General features: G+C 74.2%; 17 protein-coding genes. 2 read left to right on the forward strand and 15 right to left on the reverse strand.

Going from position 1 to position 18,376, the window contains the following annotated elements:
- Positions 1 to 51: 51 nt before the first annotated feature.
- The 10 genes from BJ983_RS14865 to rpmE form a co-directional block, all read right to left on the reverse strand.
- A complete protein-coding gene (locus tag BJ983_RS14865; RefSeq protein ID WP_179794496.1) occupies positions 52 to 507 on the reverse strand; it encodes a Cg1360 family ATP-synthase-associated protein in 456 nt (151 codons plus the stop codon).
- Positions 508 to 522: 15 nt separating this feature from the next.
- A complete protein-coding gene (locus BJ983_RS14870) occupies positions 523 to 1,677 on the reverse strand; it encodes an MraY family glycosyltransferase (RefSeq protein ID WP_179794497.1) in 1,155 nt (384 codons plus the stop codon).
- A 14-nt stretch (positions 1,678 to 1,691) separates the two neighbouring features.
- The gene (locus BJ983_RS14875; RefSeq protein WP_343054175.1) at positions 1,692 to 2,978 is read right to left on the reverse strand and encodes a serine hydroxymethyltransferase; all 1,287 of its coding nucleotides are present in this window, start codon (positions 2,976 to 2,978) and stop codon (positions 1,692 to 1,694) included.
- Positions 2,979 to 3,067: 89 nt separating this feature from the next.
- Positions 3,068 to 4,060: a tRNA (adenosine(37)-N6)-threonylcarbamoyltransferase complex transferase subunit TsaD gene (gene tsaD, locus BJ983_RS14880; RefSeq protein WP_179794498.1), complete on the reverse strand. Its 993-nt coding sequence runs from the start codon at positions 4,058 to 4,060 to the stop codon at positions 3,068 to 3,070.
- The gene (locus tag BJ983_RS14885) at positions 4,053 to 5,312 is read right to left on the reverse strand and encodes an L-threonylcarbamoyladenylate synthase (RefSeq protein ID WP_179794499.1); all 1,260 of its coding nucleotides are present in this window, start codon (positions 5,310 to 5,312) and stop codon (positions 4,053 to 4,055) included. Before BJ983_RS14885 ends, tsaD begins: the two co-directional genes overlap by 8 nt.
- Positions 5,309 to 5,770 carry a tRNA (adenosine(37)-N6)-threonylcarbamoyltransferase complex ATPase subunit type 1 TsaE gene (gene tsaE, locus BJ983_RS14890; RefSeq protein ID WP_179794500.1) on the reverse strand — a complete coding sequence of 154 codons (462 nt, stop codon included), beginning with the start codon at positions 5,768 to 5,770 and terminating at the stop codon, positions 5,309 to 5,311. Before tsaE ends, BJ983_RS14885 begins: the two co-directional genes overlap by 4 nt.
- 66 nt (positions 5,771 to 5,836) lie before the next feature.
- Entirely contained in the window at positions 5,837 to 6,481 is a 645-nt protein-coding gene (locus BJ983_RS14895) for an L-threonylcarbamoyladenylate synthase (RefSeq protein ID WP_179794501.1), read from the reverse strand.
- A gap of 98 nt (positions 6,482 to 6,579) precedes the next feature.
- On the reverse strand, positions 6,580 to 7,431 hold the full coding sequence (gene prmC, locus BJ983_RS14900; RefSeq protein ID WP_179794502.1) for a peptide chain release factor N(5)-glutamine methyltransferase: 852 nt from the start codon (positions 7,429 to 7,431) through the stop codon (positions 6,580 to 6,582).
- Complete coding sequence (gene prfA / locus BJ983_RS14905) at positions 7,428 to 8,525, reverse strand: peptide chain release factor 1 (RefSeq protein ID WP_218890286.1); 1,098 nt, start codon at positions 8,523 to 8,525, stop codon at positions 7,428 to 7,430. The genes prmC and prfA overlap by 4 nt, the downstream gene beginning before the upstream one ends.
- 87 nt (positions 8,526 to 8,612) lie before the next feature.
- Positions 8,613 to 8,825: a 50S ribosomal protein L31 gene (gene rpmE / locus BJ983_RS14910; RefSeq protein ID WP_179794503.1), complete on the reverse strand. Its 213-nt coding sequence runs from the start codon at positions 8,823 to 8,825 to the stop codon at positions 8,613 to 8,615.
- A 285-nt stretch (positions 8,826 to 9,110) separates the two neighbouring features.
- On the opposite strand from rpmE, the gene BJ983_RS14915 reads away from it, so the two are divergent.
- Both BJ983_RS14915 and BJ983_RS14920 read left to right on the forward strand, forming a co-directional pair.
- Positions 9,111 to 9,917 carry a hypothetical protein gene (locus BJ983_RS14915; RefSeq protein WP_179794504.1) on the forward strand — a complete coding sequence of 269 codons (807 nt, stop codon included), beginning with the start codon at positions 9,111 to 9,113 and terminating at the stop codon, positions 9,915 to 9,917.
- 145 nt (positions 9,918 to 10,062) lie between these two features.
- Positions 10,063 to 10,740 (forward strand): class F sortase, encoded by a 678-nt coding sequence (locus BJ983_RS14920; protein ID WP_179794505.1) that lies wholly within the window; start codon positions 10,063 to 10,065, stop codon positions 10,738 to 10,740.
- Positions 10,741 to 10,848: 108 nt separating this feature from the next.
- Here BJ983_RS14920 and rho read toward each other — a convergent pair whose 3' ends face one another.
- The 5 genes from rho to lysA all read right to left on the reverse strand — a co-directional run bounded on the left by rho (position 10,849) and on the right by lysA (position 18,376).
- Positions 10,849 to 13,188, reverse strand: a complete 2,340-nt coding sequence (gene rho, locus BJ983_RS14925; RefSeq protein ID WP_343054179.1) for a transcription termination factor Rho — start codon at positions 13,186 to 13,188, stop codon at positions 10,849 to 10,851.
- Positions 13,189 to 13,512: 324 nt separating this feature from the next.
- Positions 13,513 to 14,397, reverse strand: a complete 885-nt coding sequence (gene thrB / locus BJ983_RS14930) for a homoserine kinase (RefSeq protein WP_343054180.1) — start codon at positions 14,395 to 14,397, stop codon at positions 13,513 to 13,515.
- Between the two features lie 12 nt (positions 14,398 to 14,409).
- Entirely contained in the window at positions 14,410 to 15,426 is a 1,017-nt protein-coding gene (thrC, locus tag BJ983_RS14935; protein WP_218891158.1) for a threonine synthase, read from the reverse strand.
- A 56-nt stretch (positions 15,427 to 15,482) separates the two neighbouring features.
- Positions 15,483 to 16,901, reverse strand: a complete 1,419-nt coding sequence (locus tag BJ983_RS14940; RefSeq protein ID WP_246326206.1) for a homoserine dehydrogenase — start codon at positions 16,899 to 16,901, stop codon at positions 15,483 to 15,485.
- A gap of 5 nt (positions 16,902 to 16,906) precedes the next feature.
- Positions 16,907 to 18,376: a diaminopimelate decarboxylase gene (lysA, locus tag BJ983_RS14945; RefSeq protein ID WP_179794508.1), complete on the reverse strand. Its 1,470-nt coding sequence runs from the start codon at positions 18,374 to 18,376 to the stop codon at positions 16,907 to 16,909.

The following is an 18,376-nucleotide window of genomic DNA, read 5'->3' on the forward strand; positions in this document are numbered from 1 at the left end:
GGTCACATGCGTCACGATCGGGTGAGCAACCGGACGATCGGGACGAGCGGGTCACGTGGCCAGGGTCGGGATCTTGGCGCGGGCGAAGGCCACGGTCTCGCCGATGACGAACACCAGCGCGACCGGGCCGAGCGCGAGCGCGAAGACGCGCGTGTCGACCAGCTCCAGCCGGTCCAGCACGATCAGCAGCACCGCGAGCACGGCCAACTTGGTGACGAGGCTGATCATCGCGATGCCCATGACGACGACGGGCGCGGAGCTCGCCGTCCAGCGCATGGTCAGCGGCCCGAGGGCGCAGACGACCAGGGCGACGGCGGCCCCGAACACCGCGGTGCCGACGGCCGACCCGCCGGCGAGGACACCGGCCAGGACCACCACGACGACGGCGACGACGGCCGCCGGGATCAGGCCGCCGCGCAGCATCGCGCCGCTGACCTCCTTGACCTGGACGCCGACGGCCTCGTTGAGGCGCTCCTCCGACGTCGGGTCGGCTGCGGGTTCGTTCATACGGGACTCCGGGGATCAGGAACGGGCGGTCCGGCGCAGGCGCGGCACCGCCGAGGCGAGCACGGCCACCAGCAGCCCGAGGGCGACCAGCCAGACCACGAGGAAGACGTCGGTGATGAGCGCGAGGGCGACCGCGCCGAACGCGAACACCCCGGCCCACAGGTAGATGAGCAGGACGGCCCGCCGCTGCGAGTGACCGAACTCGAGCAGGCGGTGGTGCAGGTGCATCTTGTCCGGTGCGAACGGGCTCCGTCCGGCCCGCGTGCGCCGGACCACCGCCAGCAGCAGGTCGACCAGGGGCACCAGGACCACGGCCGCGACGACGACGATCGGCGCGAGCAGGGCGACCGCGTTGCGCGGCGCCGAGTCGGAGTAGGTGATCCGTCCCGACGCCGTGGTGGTGGCCGCGGCGAGCATGAGGCCGATCAGCATCGAGCCGGAGTCGCCCATGAAGATGCGGGCGGGCTGGAAGTTGTGGGGCAGGAAGCCCGCGCACGCCCCCGCCAGGACCGCGGCGATCAGTGCCGGCGGGTACGCGGTCACGTCCCCGTCGCGCTGGTCGAGCAGCCCGAGCGAGTACGCGAGCACGGCCAGGGCCGCGATCAGGCCGATCCCGGCGGCGAGCCCGTCGAGCCCGTCGACGAAGTTGATCGCGTTCACCAGCACCACGGTGAGGAAGACCGTGAGGATGACGCCCTGGTCGGGACCGAGGATGAGCAACGTGCCCGACCCGCCGTCGGGAACGGGCAGGATGAGCCACTGCACGCCGAGCAGGACCATGACGCCGGCCGAGGTCGCCTGCCCCGCCAACTTCGTGAGCGCGTCCACGCCGAAGCGGTCGTCCAGCGCACCGACCAGGCAGATCAGTCCCCCGGCCACGATGACCGCCCGGGTCTCCGAGGAGTAGTCGAACGCGCGCCGCAGCACGGGGAGCTGCGAGGCCACGAACACCCCGGCGAGGACGCCGATGTACATGGCGACCCCGCCGAGGCGCGGGACGGGCACGGTGTGGACGTCGCGGCCGCGCGGGACCGCGATCGCCCCGCCGCGGATGGCGAGCCGCCGGACGACGCCGGTGACCAGGAACGTCACCACCGCCGCGCAGAGCGCCACCAGGAGGTACTCCCGGATCGGCAGGCCCTGCGGGGCAAACGGTGGCGACGGGTCCACACCGTCAGACTAGGTCAGCCCCGCGGGTAGGCCGGGAAGCGCCCCACCAGCGAGGACACGGCGTCGCGGGTGTCGGCCAGCGTGCGCTTGCCGTCCTCGGTCGTCTCGTCCGCGGTCACCGCGGTCGCGATGAGGCGCGCGACCTCCGGCATCTCGGCCGGCGTCATCCCCTGCGTGGTGATCGACGGGGAGCCGACGCGGATGCCCGAGGCCACCATCGGCGGCTGCGTGTCGTACGGGATCGCGTTCTTGTTCAGCGTGATGGCCGCGAGCCCGCTGCGGGCCTCGGCCTCCTTGCCGGTGACGCCGAGCGGGGACAGGTCGAGCAGCGCGAGGTGGGTGTCGGTGCCGCCGGAGATCGCGCGCATCCCGTGCTCCACCAGGCCCGACGTCAGGGCCTGCGCGTTCTCGATGACGGTGCGCGCGTACTGCTGGTACTCCGGCGTCGCGGCCTCGGCCAGCGCCACCGCCTTGCCGGCGACCGCGTGCATCAGCGGCCCGCCCTGCAGGAACGGGAAGACGGCCTTGTCGAGGGCCTTGGCGTGCTCGGCCTTCGAGACGAGCATGCCGCCGCGCGGGCCGCGCAGGACCTTGTGCGTGGTGAAGGTGACGACGTCGGCGTAGGGCACCGGGCTGGGGATGGCCTGCCCGGCGACGAGGCCGATGAAGTGCGCCGCGTCGACCCAGAGGATCGCGCCGACCTCGTCGGCGATCTCGCGGAAGCGCGCGAAGTCGATGAGGCGCGGGTAGGCGGTGGCGCCCGCGACGATCATCTTCGGGCGGTGCTCGAGGGCGAGGTCGCGCACCTGGTCGTAGTCGATGCGGTGGTCGTCCTCGCGCACGGTGTAGGGCACCGGCTCGAACCACTTGCCCGAGAAGCTGACCTTGGCGCCGTGGGTGAGGTGGCCGCCGTGCGGCAGCGACATGGCGAGCACCTTGTCGCCCGGCTGGCAGAACGCCGCGTAGACCGCGAGGTTCGCATTCGCGCCGGAGTGCGGCTGCAGGTTCGCGTGCTCGGCGCCGAACAGGGCCTTGGCCCGCTCGATGCCGATCTCCTCGGCGCGGTCGACGACCTCGCAGCCGCCGTAGTAGCGGCGGCCGGGGTAGCCCTCGGCGTACTTGTTCGACAGCGTCGAGCCGAGCGCCGCGAGGACCGCGGGACTGGTCAGGTTCTCGCTGGCGATGAGCTGGAGACCGCCGCGGAGCCGACCGAGCTCGTCGTCGAGGACCTGCGCGATCTCGGGGTCGACGGCGGACAGGGCCTGGTAGTCCGGGCCCCAGAAGTGGTCGGTGCTTGCCACGATGCAGAACCTCACTCAGGTCGGGATGTCGGGCGTGGATCGACGCTACCCGCCGTTCGGCGGAGGCACCGGGTGCTTTGTGCGCCCTGTCACCAGTCGGCGATCGTCAGTGACGTGGTCGGTCTCGGGCGTTCCTGCAGGCCACGGGCCCGGTAGTCCCAGGCCGCGAGCCCGATCATCGCGCCGTTGTCGGTGGACCAGCGCAGGGGCGGCAGGCAGAGCTCGACGCCCGTCTCCGCGCACAGCGCCGCGGCCCGCTCCCGCAGCTGCGGGCTGGCCGCGACCCCGCCCACGACGACGAGGCAGCGGCTCGGGTGCTGCTCCAGCGCCCGGCGGCACTTCGTCAGGAGCACGTCGAGGCAGGCCTCGACGAAGCTCGCCGCCACGTTCTCCGGCGGGTGGTCCGGGTTCGCCGCGAGGAACCGCGACACCGCCGACTTGAGCCCGGAGAACGAGAAGTCGAGCTCCAGGTCCTTCGCCGGGCGCGGGAAGTCGACGTCGGGCGTGCCGGTCTTCGCGAGCCGGTCGATCGCGGGCCCGCCGGGGTAGCCGAGACCGAGCATCCGGGCGACCTTGTCGTAGGCCTCCCCCACCGAGTCGTCCCGCGTCGACCCGACGAGCGTGACGTCGCCGTTCTCCTGCACGTGCGCGAGCAGCGTGTGGCCGCCGGAGACGAGCAGGACCATCGCCGGGTACGTCACGCGCTTCTCGTCGAGGTCCGCGGACCGCAGGTGCCCGCGCAGGTGGTTCACGCCGTACACCGGCAGGCCCCAGCCGTCGCCCAGCCCCACCGCGGAGTTCGTCCCGACGACGAGGCTGCCGATCAGCCCGGGCCCGCGGGTCACGCCGATGGCGGTGAGGTCCTCGGGCGCGAGCCCCGCGTCGTCGAGCACCTTGCGCACCGTCGGCAGGATCGCGTCGACGTGCGCGCGGCTCGCCATCTCCGGGTAGACGCCGCCGTAGCGGTCGTGCAGCTCGACCTGGCTCGCGACGGCGGACGCGACGACCGTGCCGTCGGGCCGGACGATCGCGACGCCGGTGTCGTCGCACGAGGTCTCGATGCCCAACATGAGGTCAGCCATGCAGCACTCTCTCGATCTCGGCCGCCGGGATCGCGCCCTCGCGCTCGATGCGTGGCGTGTCCAGGTGGCAGTTGACGACCGTCGAGGGGACACCGGAGCGGGTGCCCCCGTCCACGACCGCGTCGGGGTGCCCGGCGAGCTGCGCGAGGATGGGGTCGACCGCCTGGGCGGTGGGTTCGCCGTGGGCGTTCGCGCTGGTCACGAGCAGGGCGCCGACGTCGGAGAGCAGCGCACGCAGGTCGGGGTCGGACGGCACGCGCACGCCGACCTCCTCCCGACCGGCCAGCCACGCCGGCGCAGTGTCGTCGACGCCGAGCGCGACCGTGATCGGCCCCGGGGAGAAGGCACCCAACAGGCGCCGCGCGGTGTCGGGCACCTGCACGCCCAGGCTGGGCAGCTCGTCCGGCGTGGCCACCATGATCGGCAGCTCCCGGGTGCGCGGCCGGGCCTTGAGCGCGAACAGCGCGTCGATCGCCTCCCGACGACGGGGATGGACGGCCAGCCCGTACACCGTGTCGGTCGGCAGCAGCGCCACCCCGCCGTCGAGCAGCGCCTCCCGGGCGGCCGCCCACGCGTCGCCGCGGAACCGCACGCTCGACTCGGTCAACGGGGCGGCGCTGACCACCGCCGGGTCGTGGTCCCCGCGGCGCAGCGCGGCGACGACGTCGTCGATGTCCGGCGCGTCGGTCCCGGCGTCGGTCGCATCGACCCCGAGGCCGGCCAGCAGCTCCAGGGCCTGCGGCCGCTTGGCGCCCGCGACGCGGAGGGGGGTGCCTCCGGAGGTGACCGGACCGGCGGAGGTGACCGCACCCGGCGTCGGGAAGAGGTCCTTGAGCACGACGGCGAGGTCGCCGTGCCGGGTGGCGACGGTGCCGTCCGCCTTGGTCAGCGCCGCGTACACGGCGGTACCGCCGGCCATCCGCAGGGCGAGGGCCGGCCCGTCGTGGTGGTTCAGCAGCGCGAGGGCGTCGAGCCCGATGACGGGGATGCCGCGGGCGAAGGCCACGGCGTTCACGTAGGCGATGCCGGCGCGCACCGAGGCGAGGTTGCCGGGGCCGACGTCGACGGCGAGGCGGTCGAGGTCGGCGACCGTGCGGCCGCCCTCGGCGATGACCGAGCCCGCGAGCACGCCGACGTCGACGAACCCGGGGTCGGAGCGGTCGGCGCTCGCCTGCGCCAGGACCACGTCGTCGTCGAGCAGTGCGGCGCCGTAGGTGCGGGACGAGGTCTCGACGGCGAGGGTGAGGATCACGCGTGCACCGCCAGCTCGGTCAGCACCGCGTCCCAGCGGCCGTCGCCAGAGAGCGTGATCGTCCGTCCGCTCTCCCCCGTCTTCGTGAAGGTGAGGCGCAGTGGCTCGGGGAACTCCGAGGCGACGAGACCGGCCCACTCGATCACGGCGATCACCTCGTCGAGGTACTCGTCGAGCCCGAGGTCGCGGAACTCGGCGACGTCGTCGAGCCGGTAGGTGTCGACGTGCAGCACCCGCGGGCCGGGGGTGTCGTAGAAGTTGGCGAGCGAGAAGGTCGGGCTGGTCACCGCCGCCGCCGACCCCAGGGCGGCCACCAGGGCACGCGTGAAGGTCGTCTTGCCGGCCGCCAGGTCACCGGTCAGCAGCAGCGCGTCGCCCGCCCGCAGGTGGGGGGCGATGGCCGTCGCCACCCGGGCCGTGTCGTCCGGCCCCCCGCTCGAGAAAGTCACCTCGTCCATCGCGGTTCCATGATAGGAGCCACCGGTGACCGTCCGGACGGGGATCCGGCAGCGCGAGCACCTGGGTCAGGCGACGACCGGCTGACGCCCGAGCACCTCGGCGATCTGGGCGGCGCTGACGGCACCCTCGCGGCGGACGGTCGGCTCCGCGCCGGTGAGGTCGACGATGGTCGAGCCGGCGTCGGCGGTGAGCGGCCCGCCGTCGAGGTAGACCTCCACCAGGTCGCCGAGCTGGGAGTACGCGTCGGCGGTGGTGTGCGGCACCGATCCCCCGGCGGCGTTCGCCCCGGTGATCGCCATCGGGCCGCACTCGCGCAGCAGCTCCAGCGCCACCGGGTGCAGCGGCATGCGCAGGACCACGGTGCCCCGGGTACGGCCGAGGTCCCAGGACAGCGACGGGGCGTGCGGGAGGACCAGGCTCAGCCCGCCGGGCCAGAACGCCTCGATGAGGTCGCGCGCAGCGCTCGGGACGACCGGCACCAGGCCGTCGATCGTCGACCAGCTGCCCACCAGCACCGGCACCGGCGTCTCGGGTCCGCGCCGTTTCGCCGCGAGCAGTTCGCGCACGGCGTCCTGGTCGAACGCGTCCGCCCCGATCCCGTAGGAGGTGTCGGTGGGGACGACGACGAGCCGGCCCGCCCGCACCGCCGACGTGGCCGCCGCGAGGCCGGCCGCTCGGGTGTCGGGGACGCGGCAGTCGAACGTGGTCACGGACCGACCCTAGCGATCACCGCCGGTGTGGCGCCCTGCTGACCCTGGTCGTCGGCCGTGTGCCACCGCTGACGTCGGGCCCCCGGATCAGGCCCACGTCAGGCGCGCGTCGCCACCGCGACCCGCGGCCGACCGGCCAGGTCGACCCGTGTGCCGCGGTCGGTGAACCCCGCGTGCGCGAGCACCGTGAGCACCTCCGCGGCGTGCGACTCGTCGTGCTCCACGGCCAGCCGGCCGCCCGGGCGGAGCAGCCGCGCGGCGGTGCCGGCGAGGGGGCGGATCACGTCCAGCCCGTCCGGGCCGGCGAAGACGGCGTGCGCCGGGTCGTGACCGACCTCGGCGGACACCGGGGTGTCGGCCGGGACGTAGGGCGGGTTCGCGACCAGCAGGTCCACCGTGCCGTCGAGCGCCGCCAGCGTGGCGGGGGCCGTCACGTCGCCCTCGACGAGCTCGACCCCGGAGCCGGCGAGGTTGCGGGCGGCCCAGGCGAGCGCGTCCGGATCGGCCTCGACCGCCCACACCCGGGCGTCCGGCCGGGCGACGGCCAGGGCGAGGGCCAGCGCGCCGGAGCCGGTGCAGAGATCGACGACGACCGGGGCCGCCGTCCCGCGCAGGCTCGCGACGCCCTCGGTGAGCAGCAGCTCGGTCTCCGGACGGGGCACGAACACGCCGGGTCCGACGGCGACCGACACCGGTCCGAGCACCGCCGACCCCACGAGGTGCTGCAGCGGTTCGCGGGCCGCCCGGCGCTCCACCAGCTCGTCGAGGCGCCGGGAGGCCTCGTCGTCGAGATCGGGGGCGAGGACCAGCCGCGTGCGGGGGACGCCGAGCACGTGGGCGGCGAGCAGTTCGGCGTCCACTCGTGGGCTGTCGACACCCGCGTCCGCCAGGCGCCGCGCGGCCGCGGCCACCCGCGTGCGGGTCGTCCGCGTCCCCGTCGAGGGGGTCACCCCCGGGCCTCCTCGCTCGCGGCCGTGGCGAGCCGTTCGGCGCGGTCGGCGGCCCGCAGCGCGTCGAGGACCCCGCCGAGTTCGCCGTCGAGCACGCGGTCGAGGTCGTGGGACTTGTAGCCGATGCGGTGGTCGGAGATGCGGTTCTCCGGGAAGTTGTAGGTGCGCACCCGCTCGGAGCGGTCGACGGTGCGGACCTGGCTGCGGCGGTCGGCGGAGGCCGCCTCGGCCTGCTGCTCGTCGGCGATCGCCTGCAGCCGGGAGCGCAGCACGTCCATCGCGCGCGCCTTGTTCTGCAGCTGGGAGCGCTCGTTCTGGCAGCTCACGACCACGCCCGTGGGCAGGTGGGTGATCCGGACGGCGGAGTCGGTGGTGTTGACGCCCTGGCCGCCCTTGCCCGACGAGCGGAAGACGTCGATGCGCAGGTCCTTGTCGTCGATCTCGACGTCGGGGGCCTCCTCGGCCTCCGGGTACACGAGGACGCCGGCGGCGGAGGTGTGGATGCGGCCCTGTGACTCGGTGACCGGCACCCGCTGGACGCGGTGCACGCCGCCCTCGTACTTGAACCAGGCCCAGACGCCGTCGGGCTCGTTGCCCGGGGCGGTGACGGTGACGGTGACGTCCTTGAACCCGCCGAGGTCGGACTCGGTGGCGGAGAGGACCGCGACCTTCCAGCCGCGCCGCTCCGCATACCGCGAGTACATCCGCAGCAGGTCGCCCGCGAACAGCGCGGACTCCTCCCCGCCCTCCCCGGACTTCACCTCGACGACGACGTCGTGCGCGTCGGCGGGGTCGCGCGGAACGAGCAGCTCGGAGAGCCGGTCGCGCAGCGACCCGACCGTGGCCGCGAGGCTGTCGGCCTCCGCCTCGAACGCCGGGTCCTCCCCGGCGAGCTCGCGGGCGTCGGCGAGGTCGGCCTCGGCGCGCTCCAGCTCACCGGCGGTGGTGACGATGGGGGCCAGCTCGGCGTAGCGCCGCCCGAGCCGCCGGGCCAGGGCCTGATCGGCGTGCACGTCGGGATCGGCGAGGCGCGCCTCCAGCCCGGCGTGCTCCTCCACGAGCGCCCGCACCGAGTTCTCGGCCACCGAGGTCATCGTCGTCTCCTGCTCCGTCGGATCGTCAGAACGCACGAACGCCCGCCGCCGTCCGCGCGAGGCGGACGACGACGGGCGTCGGTGGAGCTACTTGGAGCGCTTGCCGTAGCGCGCCTCGAACCGGGCGATGCGACCGCCGGTGTCCAGGATGCGCTGCTTGCCGGTGTAGAAGGGGTGGCAGGCCGAGCAGGTCTCGACGGTGATGTTCCCGCCGGACTTGGTGCTGCGCGTGGTGAACGAGCTCCCACAGCTGCAGAGCACCGAGGTCTCGACGTACTCGGGGTGGATCCCGGACTTCATGTGGCTGGTCCTCTCATCGTGGGCCGCCGGGTCCCCGTCGTGCTGGTGGGGTGAACCGGAGGCATCTGTGCCACCGGGCATTCTCTCAGGACTGCCCGCTGGTCCGTGTAACCGGCCCGCCCCCGACGTTGTTCCCGCTCCGACCGCCGTCCTTGGAGCGTCTTCGCCGGAGGGAGTGAAGTCCCTGTTTGGCGGAAAATATTGGTCTGAACAGATCAGCGTCCGCTCACGGAGGTGGGGTCAGATCCGGCAATTCGGCCGGTCGACACCAGAGGGAGCACCTCCATGAAGCTGCGCATGATGGCGGTGGCCGGCGCGGCCGCGCTGGCCCTGACCGGGGTCGGTGTGGGCACGGCACTCGCCCAGACGCCCCCGCCGGTCGCCACGATCCCGAGCCTCACCGGGCAGAGCACGTCGGTGAAGCTCGACAGCGGGTTCACCGACGCCCTGAAGTCGCTCGACGTCACCCCGGCGCCGACCGGCGAGGCGACCGTCACCGACGGCACCGCGAAGTTCCCGATCACCGGCGGCAACGTCACCGTCTACAAGCCGGGCGAGGTCACCCCCTACGTCCAGGGCACGATCATGCACGACGGGTCGGGCCTGTCCCTGACCAAGGGCGACACCAAGGTCACCCTCGAGAACTTCGTGATCGACCCGGGTCAGCCGGCCACGCTCAAGGGCAAGGTCTCGGCCAACGGCTCCGTCGTCGCCGACTCGGTGACCCTGTTCGACCTCGACGGCTCGACCCTCAAGCCGATCACCACCGACGCCTCGGCCGGCACCGCGACGCTGACCGGCACCACGGTGAAGCTCTCGAACGACGCCGCGGCAGCGCTCAACAAGGCGTTCTCCACCGACGCGCTCAAGGGCGGCACCACCGTCGGCATCGCGACGATCGTCGTGAACCTGCCCGGCCAGGGTGGTAGCGCGATGCCCGGCACCATGCCGAAGGGCGGCGCCGAGACCGGCGCCGGCAGCACCGCCACCGGTGGCATCGACGGCACCCTCGTCGGCGCCGGTGTCCTCGCCCTCGCCCTCGCGGGTGGCGCGCTCGTGGTCGTCCGGCGACGCGCCGGCGCCCGCGGCTGATCGTTCCCGACGACGGGCGCTCCGGCCGGGGCGCCCGTCCTCCTGTTCATGATCAACGAGCACCTGCGGAGGTCTCCGGGGTCGTCCCGGCACCGAGGGTGCTCGTTGATCATGGCGGGTCCTCCGACCTCCTCGAGGAGCACCGATGACGGCACCACCGACCCGGCCGAGTGCGACCGGCCGGTCCCGGAGTCGGTCGCTACTGCTGGTCGGGATCGCCCTGGTCGCGGCGGTCGGCGTGGTCCTGGTCGTCCTCGGGCTCGCGGGCACCGGCGGGACCCGCTCCGCCGCCCCGATCGCCGCCCCGGACGCCCGTCCCCCGGTCACCGTGTCGGCGACCCCGGCGCCGGCCGCGCCCGGCGTGCCGCCCTCGCCTCCCGTGAGCATCGACATCCCGGCCATCGGGGTGCGCTCGGTGGTCAACGCGAGCGGGCTCAACCCCGACGGGACCATCGCGGTCCCGGCGCCGGGGCCGCAGTACGACCAGGCGTCCTGGTACACCGGGTCGGCGCAGGCGGGCCAGGACGGTCCCTCGGTCATCCTGGGCCACATCGACTCGGCGAAGAACGGTCCCTCGGTGTTCTACCGGCTCTCCGCACTCCGGCCGCTCGACGAGTTCACCGTCACCGCCGCCGACGGCCGGACCCTGGTCTACAAGGTGAACTCCGTGCAGACCTATCCGAAGGACGCGTTCCCCTCCGAGGCCGTCTACGGGCCGACCACGCGACCCGAGATGCGACTGATCACGTGCGGCGGGCCGTTCGACGACAGCGCGCGCTCCTATCGCGACAACACGGTGGTCTTCGCGAACCAGATCGCCTGATCACGTCGGCCACGACGTGGCGTTCCTGCCACTGGACGACGCTTTCCTGCCACATGAGAACGGGCCCTGCCGCAGCTGCGGCAGGGCCCGTCGTCGTGATCGGGACGGTCAGTCGTCGTCCTTCGTCGGCATCGTCTTCGCGACCGACATGAGGAACTCGATGTTGGTGCGCGTCTTGCGGAGTCGGTCGAGGATCAGCTCGATCGCCTGCTGCGAGTCCAGCGCGGCCAGCACCCGACGCAGCTTGTGCGTCACGGCGCGCTCGTCCGGCGAGAGGAGCAGCTCCTCCTTGCGCGTGGACGAGGCGTCGGCGTCGATCGCCGGGAAGATCCGCTTGTCGGCGAGCTTCCGGTCGAGCTTGAGCTCGGCGTTGCCGGTGCCCTTGAACTCCTCGAAGATCACCGTGTCCATCGTCGAGCCGGTCTCGACCAGCGCCGTCGCGAAGATGGTGAGCGACCCGCCGTCCTCGATGTTGCGCGCCGCGCCGAGGAACCGCTTCGGCGGGTAGAGCGCCGTCGAGTCGACGCCGCCGGACAGGATGCGGCCCGACGCCGGCGCGGCCAGGTTGTAGGCCCGGCCGAGGCGGGTGATCGAGTCGAGCAGCACGACGACGTCGTGGCCCTGCTCCACCAGGCGCTTCGCGCGCTCGATCGACAGCTCGGCGACCGAGGTGTGGTCCGACGGCGGCCGGTCGAAGGTCGAGGCGATGACCTCGCCCTTCACGGTCCGCTGCATGTCGGTGACCTCCTCCGGGCGCTCGTCGACGAGCACGACCATGAGGTGGACCTCGGGGTTGTTCGTGGTGATCGCGTTGGCGATCGCCTGCAGCACCATCGTCTTGCCGGCCTTCGGCGGCGACACGATGAGGGCGCGCTGTCCCTTGCCGACCGGCATGACCAGGTCGATCACGCGGGTGGACAGCAGGTGCGGCTCGGTCTCGAGGCGCAGCCGCTCGTTGGGGTAGAGCGGCGTCAGCTTGGTGAACTCGGGACGGCGCTTCGCCTGCTCCGGGTCCAGCCCGTTGATCGAGTCGACGCGCACCAGCGGATTGAACTTCTGCCGGTTCTGCTCGTTCTCGCGCTGCTGGCGGACCTGGCCGGTGACGGCGTCGCCACGGCGCAGCCCGTACTTGCGCACGAGCGAGAGCGACACGTAGACGTCGTTCGGGCCGGCCATGTAGCCCGAGGTGCGGACGAACGCGTAGTTGTCCAGCACGTCGAGGATGCCGGCGACCGGGATGAGGACGTCGTCGTCCCGGACCTCCGGCTCGCGGGTGTCCTGCGGGGCGCCCTGGCCGCTGCCGTTCCCGGTCCCGTTGCCGCCGCGCTCGTTGCGGTTGCGGCGACGGTCGCGGAAGCGCCGGCCGCGGCGACGGCCGCCGCCGTCCTCGTCGTCGTCGTCCTCGTCGGCGCGCGGCTGGCCCTGCTGCTGCCCCTGGCCCTGCTGGTCGCGGCCGCCCTGGTCACGGCCCTGCTGGTCACGTCCCTGGTCGCGCTGCTGACGGTCGCGGCCGTTGCGGCGGCGTCCGCCGCGGTCACCGTCGGCGTCGTCGTCGGCGTCGCGGTCCTGCTGGTCGCGGCCGCCCTGGTCGCGGTCCTGCTGCTGGTCACGGTCCTGCTGGTCCCGGCCGCCCCGGTCGCGGTCGCCGCGGCCCTGACGGTCGCGGCCACCCCGCTCGTCCCGACCCTGACGGTCGGTGTCCTGGCGGTCGGTGTCCTGGCGGTCGCCGTCCGACTGCTCGGTGTCCGGCTGCCCGGTGGCCTGACGGTCGGTGTCCTGGCGCTCGTCCTGCCGGCCGGACCGGCGGTCGCGTCGACCGCCGTCCTCGCGGGGGGCCTGCTCCGGGGCCTCGGCCGGAGCCGCGACGGTGGCCTCCGCGGCCTCGGGCGCCTCGGTGGCGGCGTCGTCGGAGCCGGCCGCGGGGCCGGCGTCACGCCGGGCGCTGCGACGGCGGCGCGCGGGCTTCTCCGTCGGCGCGTCCTCGGCGACCGGTGCGGTGCCGGGCTGCTCGGTGGCCGGCTCGGTCGGCGCCTGCCCGACGGCCGCGTCGGCGTCCGCCGCGGGCGCGTCGGTGGCGGCGGTGACCGCCTCGGCCGTGCTCAGGGCCTCGGTGGGCTCCTCCGCGCCGGCCTCGGGCGTGCCGGCGCGACGACGGGCGGAGCGCCGGCGGGGCTTCTCCTCGGCCGGGGCCGCCTCGACGGCGGTCTCCTCGGCCGCGGCGGCCTCCTCGGCCGGTCCCTCGCCGAGGGGGAGCTGCGCGGCACCGGACTGCCGCTTCTTGATCTCCTCGATGAGGTCGCCGCGGCGCATGCCGGTGGTGTCGGCGATGCCGAGCGTCCCGGCGAGCTCGCGCAGCTCGGCGAGCACCATCCCGGACACACCTCCACGGCGGCGGCGTTCGGTGCCGGCGGGGGCGGCGTCGGAGGTGATGACGTCGGTTTCGGTCACGCAGGTCCTTCCTGGACCGGCCGGGGACTCCTGATCCCGGGCCAGCGGACGTGTCCGCACGCCTGCGGGCGCGCGAATCCACTGCAACGCCGCGTCACGGGGAGCAGAACAGGTGGATCGGCGTCCCGGGAGCAGGGCACGTTGCGGAACATCTGGGAGGCAACGACCGGGCAGACCCGTCCGAGAAGCGGAGCGGGGAAGATCGTCCCGGAAACCCGGGACGTGGCACCGGCGCGGATCACGCTGGTCGCTGTCGACCCTCACACTAGCCCCAGCCGCACACGCGGGCAACAACCGGGTGGTCCGCGGCGGGCCGACGGACGATCAGCCCGTGACGACGGCCCCGGCGGTGTCGATCGGGAGGCGGACCGTCTCGAACCCGCTGGTGGGGAGGCCCTCCGGGAGCGGCTCCCCCGTCGTCAGCGCGAGCACGGTCGGACCGGCGCCCGACACCGTGGCGGGCACCCCCGCCGACCGCAGCGCGTCGACCAGCTCGGCCGTCGCCGGGTAGGCCGGACGGCGATAGGGCTGGTGCAACCGGTCCTCGGTCGCGGGGAGCAGCAGGTCCGGTGCCCGCGTGAGCGCGTGCACCACCAGCGCGGCGCGGGACGCGGTGAACGCGGCGTCGCCGTGGGGCACCCGGTCCGGCAGCAGGCCGCGGGTCGCCTCGGTCGAGCTGGAGTGCGCGGAGACGAACGCGACCGGCACCACGTCCGGGTGCGGCTCGAGGTGCGCGGCGCGGAAGGACCCCGCGCTGCACCAGGTGACGACGAGGCCGCCGTACAGGCAGGCCGCGACGTTGTCCGCGTGGCCGTCGAAACGTGCCGCCAGGTCGAGCACGGCCTCGTCGTCGGGAGCCTTGCCGGGGCCGAGCAGCGCGCAGGCGGCGACGATCCCGGCGACCGCGGCGGACGCGGAGGACCCGAGGCCGCGGCTGTGCGGGATGGCGTTGTGGCAGGTCAGGTGCAGGGGCGGCCGGTCCACGCCGGCCAGCTCGTAGGTGGCGCAGGCCGCCTTGAGCACGAGGTGCCGCTCGTCGCGCGGCACCCGTCCGACCCCCTCGCCGTGCACCTCGACGACGCTGCGACCGCCGTCGAGCTCGGTCAGCTCGATCTCGTCGTGCAGACCCAGGGCGAGTCCGAGCGAGTCGAACCCCGGCCCCAGGTTGGCCGAGGTGGCCGGGACGCGGACCCGGACGCTGCCCGACACGCTGCCCGACACTCAGCCCAGCCCGAGGGCGTCGGCCACGGCGTCGACCCGCTCCGGGACGACGACGGGCTCGGGCACGTCGGCGAGCGCCGTCCCCGGGTCCTTGAGGCCGTGCCCGGTCACGGTGCAGACGACCAGGCGACCCGCCGTGAGCTCCCCCGCGGCGGAGCGCGCGAGCAGCCCCGCCACCGACGCCGCCGACGCGGGCTCGACGAACACGCCCTCGCGGGCGGCGAGCAGGCGGTACGCGGCGAGGATCGCGTCGTCGTCGACGGCCGTGATGCGCCCGCCGGACTCGTCCCGCGCGGCGACGGCGCCGTCCCAGGAGGCGGGCGAGCCGATCCGGATGGCGGTCGCGATGGTCTCCGGCTGACGCACCGGCGCCCCGTTCACCAGCGGCGCGGCGCCCGCCGCCTGCACCCCGTGCATCTCGGGCGTGGCCTCGACGACGCCGTCGCGGTGGTACTCGGTGTAGCCGCGCCAGTAGGCGGTGATGTTGCCGGCGTTGCCGACCGGGAGGACGTGCAGGTCGGGAGCGCGGCCGAGCTGGTCGCAGATCTCGAACGACGCCGTCTTCTGGCCCTCGATGCGCGCGGGGTTGACCGAGTTCACCAGGGCGATCGGGTGCTCCTCGGCCGCCTTGCGGGCGAGCTCGAGACAGGCGTCGAAGTTGCCCTCGAGCTGCAGGATGCGCGCCCCGTGCGCGGTCGCCTGGGCGAGCTTGCCCAGCGCGATCTTGCCCTGCGGCACGAGCACCGCGCAGGTCATGTCGGTGCGGGCGGCGTAGGCGGCGGCCGACGCGGAGGTGTTGCCGGTCGAGGCGCAGATGACGGCCTTCGCCCCGCTCGCGGCGGCCTCGGTCATGGCGACCGTCATCCCGCGGTCCTTGAACGACCCGGTGGGGTTCGCGCCCTCGACCTTGAGGTGGACCTCGCAGCCGGTCAGCGCGGACAGGTGCGGCGCGGGGAGCAGCGGCGTCCCGCCCTCGCGGAGGGTGATGACGTCCCAGCCGTCCTGCACGTTCGGCATGCGGTCCCGGTAGGCGCGGATGACGCCGGGCCACTCGACGCGGGTACCGAGCAGGCTCACTGGGGTCCTCCGAGGGCGCTCACGGGACGGCCGAGGTCCTCCACGCGCAGGATGCTGGCGACACCGCGGACCGATTCCAGGCCCGACAGGGCCTCCACGGTGGCCCGCAGGGCCGCGTCGGGGGCCTCGTGGGTCACGACGACGAGTGTGGCGGGCGAGGCGTCCCCGTCGCCATGATCCGCGTCATCCCCGCCGCGCCCCTCCTGCTTCACGGTCGCGATCGAGACGTCGTGGTCGGCGAACACGGTGGCGACCGCGGCCAGCACCCCGGCGCGGTCGTGCACGTCGACGTTCACGTGGTAGCGGGTGCGGACGTCGCCCATGGGCTGCACCGGCAGGTGGGCGTAGGCCGAGTCACGCGGGCCACGACCGCCGATCACCTTGTTCCGGGCGGCGGCGACGAGGTCGCCGAGCACGGCGCTCGCCGTCTGCGGGCCGCCCGCGCCCTGGCCGTAGAACATCAGCGGGCCCGCGGCGTCCGCCTCGACGAACACGGCGTTGAAGGCCCCGGACACCGAGGCCAGCGGGTGCGACCGCGGGATCATCGCCGGGTACACCCGCGCCGACACGGCGGCGCCGTCGGCGGTGTCGACCTGCTCGCAGATCGCCAGCAGCTTGACCGTGCACCCGAGGGCGCGGGCCGAGGCGATGTCGGCGGCCGTGACGTCGCGGATGCCCTCGCGGTACACGTCGGCGGCGGTCACCCGCGTGTGGAAGGCGAGGCTCGCGAGGATGGCGGCCTTCGAGGCGGCGTCGTAGCCGTCGACGTCGGCGGTCGGGTCGGCCTCGGCGTACCCCAGCCGGCCCGCCTCCTCCAGCGCGTCCGCGTAGCCCGCGCCCGTCGACTCCATCGCCGAGAGGATGAAGTTTGTGGTGCCGTTGACGATCCCGGCCACCCGCCGGATGCGGTCGCCCGCCAACGACTGCTGGATCGGGCGCAGCAGCGGGATCGCGCCCGCCACCGAGGCCTCGTAGTAGAGGTCCGCGCCCGACTCGCGGGCGGCGGCGGCGAGGGCCTCGCCCTCCTCGGCGAGCAGGGCCTTGTTCGCGCTGACCACGGACCGGCCGTTCTTCAACGCGTCCAGCAGCAGGTCCCGGGCCGGCTCGATCCCGCCCATGAGCTCGACGACGACGTCGACGTCGGGGCGCGAGACCAGCCCGGCCGCATCCGTCGTCAGGAGCTCGGCCGGGACCTCCGGGTGGCGCTGCGGGCGCCGGACGGCGATGCCCGCGAGCTCCACGGGCGCGCCGACGCGCGCCGCCAGCTCGTCGGCCTGCTCGTCGAGCAGCCGCACGACCTGCGAGCCGACGACCCCGCAGCCGAGCAGGGCGACCTTGACTGCCCCGATCTCGCCGGTCCGGCTCCGCTCCGCTGCGGCACCCCCCGTCGCTCCGCTCGCCCCGCTGCGTCCCATGTCGCTCACAGCACCTCCAGGCGCGCCAGGTCGTCGAGGGTCTCGCGGCGCAGCATCGTGCGGTCCGCGCCGTCGCGCACCGCGACCACGGCCGGTCGCGGCACCTTGTTGTACGCGCTCGCCATGGCGTAGCAGTAGGCCCCGGTCGCGCCGACGGCGAGCAGGTCGCCGGGCGCGAGGTCGGCGGGCAGCCAGCAGTCGCGGACCACGACGTCCCCGGACTCGCAGTGCTTGCCGACCACCCGGCACAGCACCGGCGCGTCCCCGCCCGGGTTCGCGGCGCCGCTGCCGGACCCACCCGCCGCGGCCGTCGCGGACCGCGACACCAGCCGGCAGTCGTAGGCAGCGTCGTAGAGCGCCGTCCGGATGTTGTCGCTCATCCCGCCGTCGACCGACACGTAGCGCCGCCGCGCTCCCCCGCCCAGCTCGACGTCCTTGACGGTGCCGACGGTGTACAGCGTGACCGTGCCCGGTCCGGCGATCGCCCGGCCCGGCTCGACCGCGATCCGCGGCACCGGGATCCCGGCCCGCGTGCACTCCCGCTCGACGATCGCGCGCAGCTCGCCGGCCAGCCACGCGGCGGTACGCGGCTGGTCGGCGGTGGTGTAGGCGATGCCCATCCCGCCGCCGAGGTCGATCAGGGCGCTCGCGGTGTCGGCGAGGTCCCCGTGCTCGGCGCGGATCTCGGCGAGCAGGCCCACCACACGGCGCGCGGCGAGTTCGAAGCCGCCGGCGTCGAAGATCTGGGACCCGATGTGCGAGTGCAGCCCCACCAGACGCAGCCCACGCGACTTCAGCACGCGGCGGGCGGCCTCGGCCGCGTCGCCGCCGGCGAGCGAGAAGCCGAACTTCTGGTCCTCGTGGGCGGTGGCGATGAACTCGTGGGTGTGGGCCTCGACGCCCACCGTCACCCGCACCATCACGTCCGCGACGCGGTCCCGACGACGGGCGAGGTCGTCCAGGCGCGCGATCTCGGCGAACGAGTCCACGACGATCTTCCCGACGCCCGCCTCGAGGGCGGCGTCGAGCTCGGCGACCGACTTGTTGTTGCCGTGCATCGCAATGCGCCCGGCCGGGAAGTCGGCCCGCAGCGCCGTCGCGAGCTCGCCCTCGCTGCAGACGTCGAGGCCCAGGCCCTCGTCGTCGACCCAGCGGGCGACCTCGGTGCAGAGGAAGGCCTTCGAGGCGTAGTGCACCAGCGCCGGGTCGCCGTAGGCCTGCGCGTGGTCGCGGCAGCGGGAACGGAAGTCCGCCTCGTCGACGACGAACAGCGGCGTGCCGTGCCGCTCGGCGAGGTCCCGGACGTCGACGCCGGCGAGCCGGACGACCCCGTCGTCGTGCCGGGCGGCGTGGCGGGGCCAGACCACCTCGGCCAGCGCGTCGAGGTCGGCGGCGGTGCGCGGGAGGGGGCCGGGGACGTCGTGCGCGGGCAGGACGTCGGCGTGGCGGGGCCCGGCGGGGTGGGCGCGGGTCAT

The sequence above is a fragment of the Actinomycetospora corticicola genome (assembly GCF_013409505.1).
In the GTDB taxonomy this organism is placed as follows: domain Bacteria; phylum Actinomycetota; class Actinomycetes; order Mycobacteriales; family Pseudonocardiaceae; genus Actinomycetospora; species Actinomycetospora corticicola.